The sequence below is a fragment of the Streptomyces sp. NRRL S-350 genome (genome assembly GCF_000719705.1).
GTDB lineage: Bacteria > Actinomycetota > Actinomycetes > Streptomycetales > Streptomycetaceae > Kitasatospora.
In genome coordinates this window covers 20,407-33,195 of sequence record NZ_JOHO01000065.1, presented here as the reverse complement: position 1 = coordinate 33,195, position 12,789 = coordinate 20,407, and the positions used below count along the sequence as shown (strand labels likewise).

Below are 12,789 nucleotides of genomic sequence, written 5' to 3'. Positions count from 1 at the left end.
GGCGGCCGCGGCGGCGGTCGGGCCGGGTCAGGGGGGCGGGGGACGGGGAGGGGCCGGGGGGACGCACGGGCGGGGTCACGGCATGCGGCCGTGGCCCCGCCCGTCGGCGTGTCCGGGGCGGGCATGGCCGGACCGCGGCCCCGCCCGCCGTCACAGGGCCTTGACCGCCGAGGCCAGTTCGGGCCGTCCCTTGATCGCCAGCTTGCGGTAGATCCGGCCCAGGTGGGTGTCGACCGTGCGCTTGCTGAGGCAGAGGCGTTCGGCGACCTCCAGGTTGCTCAGGCCCTGCAGGACGAGTTCGGTGACCCGCCGCTCGCTCGGGGTGAGGCGGACCGGGCCGGCGTCGCGGGTGCCGATGGCGGGGCCGCGGTCCTCGGCGGGGCGCGGGCGGGCGTCGGCGCCGGGCAGCGGGTCGGCGGCGATGGTGCGGGCGGCGGCGGGCTCGCCGAGCGTCTGGTACGTCTGGGCGGCGTGCGAACGCCACGGCACGCAGGCCGGGTTGGCCACGCCCCGGGCGGCCAGCTGGTGGCCGCACTCCAGGAAGAGCCGCAGGGCCTGCTGGTGGTCGCCGCGGTGGGCGGCGAGCAGGCCGCGGGCTTCCAGGACGGCGGCGCGCAGCAGCGGGTGGGCCTCGGCGGGCAGGTCGATCGCGGCGAGTGCGGTGCCGTCCACCGGCAGGCCGCGGCGCAGCCGGGCCCGGACCGCGAGGGCCCGGGCGGCGGCGGCGAGTTCCTCCGCCCGGACCTGGCAGGCCAGGTCCGCGGCGCGTTCGGCGTCGGCCAGGGCGGCGTCGAGCCGGCCCTGGCGGTGGGCGATGTCGGAGCGGGCGAGCAGGGCGAGGGCGAGTTCGCCGCGGTGGTTCCAGCGCTGCGCGGAGCGGACCGCCCGGCCGGCCCAGGCGGCCGCCTCGTCCAGCCGTCCGGTCCAGGCGTAGGCCATCGCCGCGCCGAGCACCTCGGCGCCGGCTTCCGCGGGCGAGATCCCGCGCACGCTGCGGGCCGCGAGCCGGACCGCCGTACGGGGCTGCCCACCGGCGGCGGCCGTGGCGGCCAGGGCGCCCAGCAGGGCGGCGGCGGGGGTTCCGGCCCCGTCGGCGTGCAGGGCGGCGAGGGCCTGGCGCAGGGCGGTGCGCCGGCCGGTGAGCAGGGTCTGGGCGGCGAGCGGCAGCAGCAGGTCGGCGGGCGGTGCGGCGATCGCGGCGAGCGCGTGCGCGGCTTCGGCGAAGGGGACGGCCGCGGCGCCGGCCGAGCCGAGGGCCAGGACCGGTCCGGCGAACGGCCGCAGCAGCCGGGCCCGTTCGAGCGGGTCGGCGGCGGTGGCCAGGCCCGCGGCGCAGCGGGCGGCGGCGGCGACGTCCCGGTGGAGTTCGACGGTGCCGAGCTGTCCGGTGAGCGAGCGGACCGACTCCGGCTCGGTGGTGTCGGCGAGCGCGCGCTGGAGGTAGCGGGCGGCGTCGTCCCAGTGGCCGTCGGCGGCGGCTTCGCGGGCGGCGGTGCGGAGCACGGGCACGGCCCAGTCGAGGCCGGTGTTGCCGGAGGACATCAGGTGTTCGGCGGTGCGGCCGGCGGGGGCGCCGAGCCGGGCGAGCAGGGCGGCGGCCCGTTCGTGGAGGGCGACCAGGACCCGGGGGTCGGTGCGGGACAGCACGGCGGTGCGGACGAGTTCGTGCCGGAAGGTCTCGGGCGGTCCGGGTTCGATCAGGTCGGTGCGGCGCAGCGCCTCGCGGGCCTCGTCGGCGAGCAGTTCGCCCTGGCCGGCCAGCAGGGCGGCGGTGGCGAGGTCGGCGTCGGCGCCGAGGACGGCGAGGCCGGTGAGCAGTTCGGCGGCCCTGGGGTGGCTGTGCCGGAGCCAGCTGAGGGTGGTGTCGGCGAGGGTGCCGGCGCCGATCCGCCGGACGGTGTCGAGGTCGGGCGAGCCGGGCGAGACGCGGGCGGCGACGAGCCTGGCGGTGAGTTCTTCCAGGACGAGGGGGTTGCCGCGGGAGAGGTTGTGGCAGACGGCGGCCAGTTCGGCGTCCACCGGGGCGTCGAACTCCTCGGCGACGCGGTCGGCCACGCAGCTGTCGCAGAGCGGGCCCGGGGTGACGGTGCGGGCGTGGCCGAGCGCGCCGAGTTCGGCGGCCAGCGGGTCGGCGGCCTCGTCGGCGGTGGTGACGAGCAGGGCGACGGGCAGGCCGTCGAGGCGGCGGGCGAGGTAGGAGACCCACTGCCGGGACTCCTCGTCGGCCAGGTGCAGATCGTCCACGGCCATCACGACGGGTGTCCGCGAGGTCAGCGAACGGGCCGCGTGGAAAAGGTTGCTGAGGACCCGTTCGCGGCCGTTCCCGGCGTTTTCGGAACGTGCCGGAAGCGCTTCGGCGAGAAATTCGTCGGGTGATTCGCCCGGAAATTCCACCCCTTGCGGAGAGGGGCTTGACATGCGCATGATGGGATCGAAGAGCTGCCGCACCACGCCGTACGGGAAGTCCCGCTCGTTGTCGTGACATCGGGCCCGCAGCACCACCGCCTCACCCGGCATCCGAGCCAGCGCGGCCCGCAGCAGCGCACTCTTCCCGATCCCCCGCACCCCCCTGACCAGCACCACCGCCGGCCGCCCGACACCGGCCCCGGCCACCGCCCGGGCCAGCTCGGCCAACTCCCGTTCCCGGTGCAGCAAAATTCCAGTCGGCAACGCAACCCCCCGTGGACACCCTCGCGCGGACACCAGTATCGCCGCCCCCACCCGGCTGTCAACGCGCGGGGCGAATACGTACGGCCCTACGTACCGGCGCCGCGGAATACGTAATTCCGGGCGATGCGTAAGCCCGCCGCCGAGCCGAATATGCAGTATGTACAGCCGTTTTGACGGCGTGTTCAATATTCGCAACGGACTTGTGAACACAGGGGGATGACTTATGGAGCGTCCGCGGCTCAAGGCCCATTTCATCACCGAGACGGTGGGCGACAAGGTCTTCCTGCTCGGAGAGGGGCAGGACTACCTCGTCCCGGGGGCCGCCGCGGTGCGCCTCCTGCCCCACCTGGACGGGCGGCGCACCGTCGCCGAGATCCTCCAGGAACTCGGCGGCACCGTGCCCCTCGGCCAGGCGCTGACCGCCCTGCGCCGCTACGAGGCGGCCGGGCACCTCGCCGAGGGCCGGCCCGACCTGCCCGACCACGTGCTCGCGTACTGGGACGCCCAGGGCGTCGACCCGGCCGTCGCACTGGAGGCCGCACAGGCCACCGAACTGCTGGTGCTGGCCCTCGGCTCCGCCGACGCCGCGCCCCTGGTGGACGCGCTGACCGCGACCGGCCTGCGGGCCCGCGCCGCCACCGAGGACGAGGCCGTCACCGGCGGCCCCGGCACCCTGGTGACCGCGCTGACCGACGACTACCTGGACCCGGCGCTGGAACGGCTGAACACCGCCCGCCTCGCCGACGGCCGCCCCTGGCTGCTCGCCAAGCCCACCGGCACCTCGCCGTGGCTCGGCCCGCTGCTGCGCCCCGGCGAGACCGGCTGCTGGGCCTGCCTCGCCCAGCGGATCAGCGGCAACCGCCAGGTCGAGCGCTACCTGGCCGGCAAGCGCGGCGAGACCGTGCCGCTCCACCCGCTGCGCGCCGCGATCCCGGCCGGTCCGGCGATGGCCGCCCAGCTGCTCGCCACCGAGACCGCCCGCATCCTGGCCGACGAGTGCTGCTCCGCGCTCTCCGGCACCATGGTCAGCCTCGACCTCAACACCCTGCAGACCACCGAGCACACGCTGGTCCGCCAGCCCCAGTGCCCGAGCTGCGGCGACCCCGCCCTGCTCACCGAACGCAGCCCCAAGGTCGTCCTGCAGTCCAGCCCCGCCCGGCACACCACCGACGGCGGCTACCGGGTGCAGGCCCCGCAGTTCACCTACGACCGGCTGAAGCACCACATCAGCCCGCACCTGGGCGCGATCACCCGGCTCGGCGCGCACGAGGAGACCGGCAACGGCATCACCTTCAGCTTCACCGCCGGCCACAACTTCGCCATGGTCAACGACAACATGGACCTGCTGCGCCGCAACATGCGCGGCCAGAGCGGCGGCAAGGGCCGCTCCGAGATCCAGGCCAAGGTCAGCGCGATCTGCGAGGCCATCGAGCGCTACTCGGCGGTCTGGCGCGGCGAGGAGCCGGTGGTGCGCGCCGCCTACCGCGACCTCGACCCCGCCGTCGCCGTCCACATGGACGCCCTGCTGCAGTTCTCCGAGGCCCAGTTCGCCGACCGCGCCGCCTGGAACGCCGACCCCAACCACCGGCTGCACCTGGTGCCCGACCCGTTCCCCACCGACGTCGAACTGGACTGGACCCGCGCCTGGTCGCTCACCCACGACGCCGAGCGGCTCATCCCCTCCGGCTACGCCTGGTACGGCCACCCCGACCTGCAGCAGCACTTCTACTGCGTCGGCGACTCCAACGGCTGCGCCAGCGGCAACACCCTGGAGGAGGCGATCCTGCAGGGCTTCTGCGAGGTCGTCGAACGCGACGCCGTCGCCCTGTGGTGGTACAACCGGCTCGCCCAGCCCGAGTTCGACCTCGACTCGCTGAACGACCCGTACGTCGACACCATGCGGGCCTTCTACGCCTCGGTCGACCGCGAGCTGTGGGTCCTCGACATCACCTCCGACCTCGGCGTGCCGGTGTTCGCCGCGATCTCCCGGCGCAAGCACGCCGTCGAGGACATCATGGTCGGCTTCGGCGCCCACCCGGACCCGCGGATCGCCGCGATCCGCGCACTCACCGAGGTCAACCAGTTCCTCCCGTTCGTCGACCGCCGCGACGAGGACGGCAACACCCTCTACCGCACCGACGACCTGGAAACCCTGGAATGGTGCAGGACCGCGACCGTCGCCGACGAGCCCTGGCTGCTGCCCGCCCGCGACCGCGCCGCCAGCACCCTCGCCGACTTCGCCCCGCTCGTCGGTGACGACCTGGCCGACCACGTCCGGGACTGCGTCGGGCGCGCCGCCAAGGCCGGCGTCGAGGTGATCGTGCTCGACCAGAGCCGCCCCGACCTCGACCTCAGCGTCGTCAAGGTGATCGCCCCCGGGATGCGCCACTTCTGGCGCCGCCTCGCCCCCGGCCGGCTGTACGACGTCCCGGTGCGCCAGGGCCGGCTCGCCGCTCCGCACACCGAGGAGCAGCTCAACCCGAAGAACGTCTTCTTCTAGAACGGCCGGGTGCTGACACCATGACCACCTCCCTTGACGGGATCCACCTGCCCGCGACCGCCCGAACGGTGCGCCGGCTGCGGCTGCGCCCCGACGGCGCGCTCGCACCGCTCGGCCCGCGCGCCGTCCGGCTGACCGCGCCCGTCGGCGCGCTGAACCTGAACGACCTCGCGCCCGGCGCCCGGGAGGCCGTGACCGCCCTCGCCGCCGGGGAGCACACCGAGGAGGAACTGGCCGCCCTGGTCGCGGCGCGGGACGGCGACGCCGGACTGCTGCGCTGGCAGCTGACCCGCCGCCGGCTCGGCACCGCCGGGCTGCTGCAGCACTCCGTCCACCTGGTGACCGACACCTCGGACGAACCGCTCGCCCGGCTGCGGCCGGTCGGCCGGGGCGCCGCCGAACCGGGCCCCACCCCCGACCCGACCGGGCAGGTGAAGCTGTCCCGCTTCGCCTCCGCCTCCGTCGAGGACGGCGCCCTGCTGGTCCGCGGCCCGGGCAGCCCGCTGGCCGTCCAGCTCACCGCCCGGGCCGCCGGACTGCTGGCCGCACTGGCCGGCTGGACCAGCCCCGCCGCCCTCGCCCAGCTGCCCGGCGGCCTGCCGCTGGACGCCGTCCGGCAGACCCTGCGGCTGTTCGCCGCGGCCGGCCTGCTGGCGTACGGCGCCCCCGGCGCCGAGCCGGAGGCCGAGGAACAGCGGTTCGCCCAGTGGCAGGCCGCCGACCTCGCCTTCCACTCCCGCACCCGCCGCCCCACCACGGTCGCCGGGTACGGCGGCACCTACCGCTTCGGCGACCGCTTCGCCCCCGAGCCCGCCTCGCCCGCGCCGTTCCCCGGCGAGAAGGTCGCCCTGCCCGTCCCCGACCCGGACGAACTCGCCCGCACCGACCGGCCGTTCACCGAGGTGCTGGAACAGCGCCGCTCGGTGCGCGACCACGACGAACAGGCGCCGATCACCGTCGAACGGCTCGGCGAACTGCTCTGGCGCAGCATGCGCCGGCGCCAGACCTTCACCGGCGGAGACGGCCAGGAGCTGGCCGACCGGCCGTACCCGAGCGGCGGCGCGGTGCACGAGCTGGAGGTGTACCCGCTGGTGACCTCCTGCGCCGGCCTCAGGCCCGGCCTGTGGCACTACGCGACCGACCGGCACGAGCTGGAGCTGGTCAGCGAGCCGTCCCCGGCGACCGCCCAACTCGTCTCGGGCGCCCGCGAGTCCTGCCTGATGAAGACCGACCCGCAGGTGGTGCTGCTGGTCACCGCGCGCTTCGGCCGGGTGATGTGGAAGTACGAGACGGTCGCCTACCCGCTGATCCTCAAGCACGTCGGCGCGCTCTACCAGACCCTCTACCTGGTCGGCACCGCGATGGACCTCGCGGTCTGCGGCCTCGGCGGGGGCGACGCCGCCGACTTCGCCGCGGCCAGCGGCATCGACTACTTCACCGAGGGCACCGTCGGTGAGCTCGTGATCGGCAGCCGGCCCCCGACGCTGCGCCAGGACGTCGGCGTCCCACGGAGAGAAGCCAGAAGATGAAGTTCCGTTTCAAGGCGCTGCAGCGGATGCGCGAGCCGGACGAGCTGGACTCGCCCACGCTGCTCGCCGCGCCGCGGGGCTGGATCGCCCTGTTCGTCGTGATGATCACCATGGCGGCGGCGCTGCTGTGGACCTTCGCCGGGCGGATCCCGATCACCGTCGACGCCCCCGGGCTGCTGACCAGCCCGCGCGGCACCGCGATGATCCAGAGCCCGTTCGGCGGGATGGTCCGCTCCGTCCTGGCCCAGCCGTCCGACCAGGTGCGGCAGGGGCAGTCGGTGGCCCGGGTGGAGGACACCGAGGGCCACAGCCGGGAGATCACCAGCCCGTTCGGCGGGCGGGTGGTCGGCCTGTCCGTCACCGACGGGCAGGTCGTCTCCCCGGGCTCCCCGGTCGCCTCCGTCGAACGCGCCGACGGCCCGCAGGACCGCATGGTCGCGATGGTCTTCGTACCCGCGGCCCGCACCGTCGGACTGGAACCCGGCGACCAGGTGGACCTCAACGTCTCCACCACCCCCGCCGGCGCCTTCGGCCTGCTGCGCGGCACCGTCGGCTCCGTCAGCCCGTACCCGCTGACCCGGGAGGCGCTCTCCGGCCTGGTCGGCGGCGACCTCGCCGCGCAGCGCTTCCTCGGCAAGGACGCGCCCCGACTGGTCGTCGTCGACCTCACCCCCGACCCGGACACCCCGACCGGCTACGCCTGGACCTCGCAGAGCGGGCCGCCGAACCGGCTCGGCACCCAGGTCGCCGTCACCGCCACCATCAACGTGGGCAAGCAGACCCCGTTCAACCTGATCCTCGGCCGCTGAGGGGGGCTCCGATGACAGCCACGATCCCGGAGGCCGCCCGGACCACCACCGCGGACCCCGAGCCCGGAAAGACCCGCCGGCGGAAGAAGAAGCGCGCCGGCCGCCCCACCCGGGCGACCGCGCCGCGGCGCTGGCGCCACGCCGTACCGACCGTCCTGCAGATGGAGTCGGTGGAGTGCGGCGCCGCCAGCCTCGCCATGATCCTCGCCCACCACGGCCGCTGGGTGCCGCTGGAGGACCTGCGCGGCGTCTGCGGCGTCTCCCGCGACGGCGCCCGCGCCTCCACCCTGCTCAACGCCGCCCGCACGTACGGGCTGACGGCCCGCGGCTACCAGACCGAGGCCGAGAAGCTCCGCGACCTCGACGGCCCGGTGATCATCTTCTGGGCCTTCCAGCACTTCATGGTGGTCGAAGGCGTCCGCACCCGGTACGGGCGCACCGTCGTCGCGGTCAACGACCCGGCCAGCGGCCCGCGCCTGATGGAGTGGGACGAGTTCGACTCCGGCTTCACCGGCATCGTGCTCGCCTTCGAGAAGGGCCCCGGCTTCGAACCCGGCGGCGACCGGGGCGGCGTCACCCGCGCCCTGCTGGAACGCCGGCTGCCCACCGGACGCGCGATGCCGCTGGTCCTGCTGGCCAGCCTGCTGCTGGTGCTCCCCGGCATCGCGATCCCCGCGTACACCCGGGTGTTCATCGACCGGGTCCTGGCCGGCAGCGGGAGCGGCTACCTCCTCCCGCTGCTGGCCGCCATGACCGCCACCGCCGCCGTCGTCTTCGTGCTGACCTCCGTCCAACGGCACTACCTGCTGCGGATCGAGATCCGGATGGGCCTCGTCAGCTCCGCCCGGTTCTTCCGGCACCTGCTGCGACTGCCCGTCGACTTCTTCCTCCAGCGCCGCCCGGCCGAAGTCGCCAAGCGGGTGTCCGGCAACGACGTCGTCGCCGAGATCCTCTCCCGCGACCTCGCGCTGACCGTCATCAACCTCGGCCTGGTGCTGTTCTACGCGGCCGTCCTGATCCGCTACGACATCCTGCTCGGCGTCGTCGGCGTCGGCATGGCGCTGCTCAACATCGTCGTGCTGCAGGCCGTCGCCCGCTCCCGCACCGACGCCGTCGCCGCGCTGCGCACCGACCGCGGCAACCTCACCGCGACCACCTTCACCACGCTCTCGCTGATCGAGACGGTCAAGGCCACCGGCGCCGAACCGGACGCGTTCAGCCGCTGGGCCGGATTCCTCGCCAAGGTCGTCACCGCCAAGCAGAAACTGGGCATCCCCAGCGCCGTGCTCACCGTGGTGCCGCCGATGCTCGCCGCACTCAACAGCGGCCTGATCCTGCTCGTCGGCGGACAGCGCGTGGTCGACGGCGCGATGAGCGTCGGCATCCTGGTCTCCTTCCAGACCCTGCTCGCCGCGCTCAGCCGCCCCGTCACCCAGCTCACCAACCTGGGCGGCCGACTGCAGGACGTCACCGCCGACATCAAGCGGCTGTACGACGTCGAGCGCTACCCGGTGGCGGCCGCGTTCGCCCGGCCGGAGCCGCCGGCCGGGCCCAAACTGGACGGCAGCCTGGAGTTCGAGAACGTCCGCTTCGGCTACAGCCCGCTCTCCGATCCCATCATCAAGGACCTCAGCCTGACCGTGGTGCCCGGCCGCCGGATCGCCGTGGTCGGCGGCTCCGGCAGCGGCAAGTCCACCCTCGGCCGGCTGCTCACCGGCCTCTACACCCCGTGGTCGGGCCGGATCCTGCTCGACGGGCGGCCGCGCGAGGAACTCTCCCGGACCGTCCTGGCCTCCTCACTGGCCTACGTCGACCAGGACATCTCCCTGTTCGAAGGCACCGTCCGGGACAACCTCACGCTGTGGAACGACGACGTCCCCGACGAGGCCGTCACCGCCGCGCTGCACGACGCCGCCGTCTTCGACACCGTCATGACCAGGCCCGGCGGCATCCACAGCCCCGTCCTGGAGGGCGGCCGCAACTTCAGCGGCGGCCAGCGCCAACGCCTCGAACTGGCCCGCGCACTGGCCACCGAACCGACCCTGCTGGTGCTGGACGAAGCCACCAGCGCCCTCGACCCGGAGACCGAGCGGGTGATCATGGACAACCTGCGCCGCCGCGGCTGCGCCTGCCTGATCATCGCCCACCGGCTCTCCACCGTCCGCGACGCCGACGAGATCATCGTGCTGCACGAGGGCGAGATCGTCGAACGCGGCACCCACGACGAGCTGCTGGCGCTGGGCGGCCACTACACCGCGCTCATCGAGTCCGCGCGCCGCGAGGAGGAGGACGAGCTGTGACACTCGCACCGGAAGTCTTCCCACCGTTCTTCACCGACGCGGCCGAACCGGTCGAGCCGTCGGCCGACCGCTACCTCGTCCTGGACGACCCCGGGCGGATGCTCCTGGTCCGCTCGGGCGCCGTCGACCTGTTCGCCGTACAGCTCGACTCCGGCGCACCACAAGGCCGTTGGCACTTCCTCTGCCGGATCGGGGCCGGCACCCTGGTGCCCGGCGCGGCCGCCGGACCACGGCGCGGCATCGTCGCCCGACCGGTCCTCGGCGCCGAACTCTCCCACCTCCCCACCGCCTGGGTCGAAGGCCTCTCCGCCCGCGGCCGGGACTGCGGCACCGCCGCCGGCGCCGCCGTCCGCGCCCTGCCCGAGAACGAACAACAGCAGGCCGCCGACCGGTTCCTGACCGGACTCGCCCACGGCCTCACCGCACTGGCCGGCGCCCTGCGCGACACCCTGCCGCCCCGCGAGTTCACCCCGCTCGACCCCACCGGGCCGACCACCCTCAAACGCGGCCAGGCCCTGCGCTCCGTCGACGGCCTGCAGTGGGTGCGCATCGAGGACGGCACCGTCGAAGCCCCCGGCGGCGCGGCCGGCGAACTCGCCGCGGGCACCGAACTCTGCCTCACCGAGAAGGACTGGCTGGTCGCCACCGGCCCCGCCACCGTCCGCGCCGTCCCACCGCGCCGACTGCTCGACGAAGGCGGACTCTGGGAACGCCTCGCCACCCACTGCGGACGGCTGCTCGACACCGTCGACCGCCGGATCGAAACCCGCCGCGACAGCGAGACCGAACTCATCACCGCCCGCCGGGAACGCGACGCCGCCACCCTCGCCGACTCCGCCCGCGGCTTCGAGACCGTCCTGCGCGACACCGCCTCCCGACTGCGGATCGGCGACGCCACCGGCGACGAACCCACCCTCGCCGCCGCCCGCCTCGTCGCCGGACACGAGGGCTACACCATCACCGCCCCCGTCACCGGCAACGGGCACGACCGCCGACTCGACCGGCTGCAGGCCATCGCACTGGCCTCCGGCGTACGCACCCGCTCCGTCCGCCTGGACGGCCGGTGGTGGCGCAACGACCTCGGCGCGATGGTCGGCTACCGCAAGGCCGGCGCCCCCGTCGCCCTGCTCCCCCTCGGCGACGGCTCCGGCGGAGGCTACGTCCTCGCCGAAGGCGGCAAGGTCACCCCGCTGACCCCGACGCTCGCCGCCGAACTCCAGAACAAGGCCACCGTGCTGTACCGGCCGCTGCCCGCGACCGTACGGAGCGTCGCCGGCCTGCTGAGGTTCGGCCTGCGCAACAACCGGCGCGACCTGTGGATGTTCACCGGCATGGCCACGCTGGTCGCCCTGATCGGCCTGCTCGTCCCCGTCATGACCGGCCAGGTGCTGGGCACCTTCGTCGCGCACGCCCAGCGCAACCTGATCACCGAGGGCGCCCTGGTGGTGATCGGCTCCGCGATGGCGGTCGCCGCGCTGTCCATCGTCCAGAACATCGCCGTCCTGCGGATCGAGAGCCGCTCCACCGCCGCGATGCAGGTCGGCGTCTGGACGAGGCTGCTGTCCCTGCCCGCACCGTTCTTCGCCGACTACTCCACCGGCGAACTCGGCACCACCGTCCTGGGCGTCAGCGCCGCCCAGGAAACCCTCTCCGGGATGATGACCACCGCCACCCTCGGGCTGCTCACCGGGCTCGCCAACCTGGTGCTGGTCTTCTTCTACGACCTGCGGCTGGCCGCCCTCGCCACCGCCCTGGTCCTGATCGGCGGCGGCTTCGCCCTCGCCGCCGGACGGTTCGAGGTCCGCTGGCAGCGCCGGCTGTACGCCCACGAGCAGACCATGTCCGCCCGCGTCTTCCAACTCCTCACCGCCATCCCCAAATTGCGGGTCACCGCAGCCGAGGACCGGGTGTTCGGGGTGTGGGCCGCCGAGTTCGGCAAGGGGCGCGGACTCGCCGCCTCCTCGCGCCGGGTGCAGAACGCCGTCACGACGTTCAACGCCGGCTTCCCGCTGGTCTGTTCGGTCATCGTCTTCGGGATGATCGCCGGCCCGCTCGACGGCAGCGTGCCGATCCCGGTCTTCCTCTCCTTCTTCACCGCCTTCAACCTGCTGATCGCCTCCAGCCTGCAGTTCACCTCGGCGGCGGTCACCGCGATGGGCGTCGTACCGATGCTGGAACGACTGCGGCCGATCCTCGAGGAGAAGCCCGAAGTCGACGACACCAAGGCCGACCCCGGCGACCTCTCCGGACGCCTCGGCCTCAGCCACGTCACCTTCCGCTACGGCCAGGACGGCCCGCCCGCCCTCCAGGACGTCACCCTGACCATCGAACCCGGCGAGTTCGTCGCCGTCGTCGGGCCCTCCGGCAGCGGCAAGTCCACCGTGCTACGGCTCCTGCTCGGCTTCGAGCGGCCCGAGGCCGGCACCGTCCTGTACGACGGCCAGGACCTCGGCGAACTGGAGGTCTCCGCGGTGCGCCGCCAGTGCGGCGTCGTCCTCCAGCACGGCGCCCTGCTCGCCGGCGACATCAAGGCCAACATCGTCGGCTCCACCAACCACACCCTCGACGACGCCTGGGCGGCCGCCGAGATGGCCGGCATCGACAAGGACATCGCCGCCCTGCCCATGGGCATGAACACCGTGCTCTCCGAAGGCACCAGCACCCTCAGCGGCGGCCAACGGCAACGCTTGATGATCGCCCGCGCGCTCGTCTCCCGACCCCGCATCGTCTTCTTCGACGAGGCGACGAGTGCGCTGGACAACCCGACCCAACGCCTGGTCACCGAATCCACCCGGCGGCTCAACGCCACCCGGGTCGTCATCGCCCACCGGCTGTCGACGGTCGCCGAGGCCGACCGGATCATCGTGATGGACCAGGGGCGGGTCGTCCAGCAGGGCCGGTACGAGGAACTCCTCGCCGACCGGGACGGGCTGTTCGCCCGGCTCGCCAGCCGCCAGATGTAGTTCTCTGTTCCGGGGAGG

Annotated in this window: 6 protein-coding genes; 5 read left to right on the top strand and 1 reads right to left on the bottom strand. The window is 74.0% G+C overall.

Annotated elements, in window-relative coordinates; all coding sequences use genetic code 11:
* Positions 1-150: 150 nt before the first annotated feature.
* On the bottom strand, positions 151-2,670 hold the full coding sequence (locus IF30_RS50445; protein WP_158835722.1) for an AAA family ATPase: 2,520 nt from the start codon (positions 2,668-2,670) through the stop codon (positions 151-153).
* Between the two features lie 223 nt (positions 2,671-2,893).
* Between IF30_RS50445 and IF30_RS0134565 the strand changes: the two genes are divergently transcribed.
* The 5 genes from IF30_RS0134565 to IF30_RS0134540 are packed head-to-tail and all read left to right on the top strand — an operon-like array spanning position 2,894 to position 12,771.
* Entirely contained in the window at positions 2,894-5,170 is a 2,277-nt protein-coding gene (locus tag IF30_RS0134565; RefSeq protein ID WP_030245931.1) for a TOMM precursor leader peptide-binding protein, read from the top strand.
* Positions 5,171-5,190: 20 nt separating this feature from the next.
* Positions 5,191-6,699, top strand: a complete 1,509-nt coding sequence (locus IF30_RS0134555; protein ID WP_051711836.1) for a SagB family peptide dehydrogenase — start codon at positions 5,191-5,193, stop codon at positions 6,697-6,699.
* Positions 6,696-7,508, top strand: coding sequence for an HlyD family efflux transporter periplasmic adaptor subunit (locus IF30_RS0134550; protein WP_030245927.1), 813 nt, complete (start codon positions 6,696-6,698; stop codon positions 7,506-7,508). Before IF30_RS0134555 ends, IF30_RS0134550 begins: the two co-directional genes overlap by 4 nt.
* Positions 7,509-7,519: 11 nt before the next feature.
* On the top strand, positions 7,520-9,808 hold the full coding sequence (locus tag IF30_RS0134545) for an NHLP family bacteriocin export ABC transporter peptidase/permease/ATPase subunit (protein WP_030245926.1): 2,289 nt from the start codon (positions 7,520-7,522) through the stop codon (positions 9,806-9,808).
* The gene (locus tag IF30_RS0134540; protein ID WP_051711834.1) at positions 9,805-12,771 is read left to right on the top strand and encodes an NHLP bacteriocin export ABC transporter permease/ATPase subunit; all 2,967 of its coding nucleotides are present in this window, start codon (positions 9,805-9,807) and stop codon (positions 12,769-12,771) included. The genes IF30_RS0134545 and IF30_RS0134540 overlap by 4 nt, the downstream gene beginning before the upstream one ends.
* Positions 12,772-12,789: the final 18 nt, after the last annotated feature.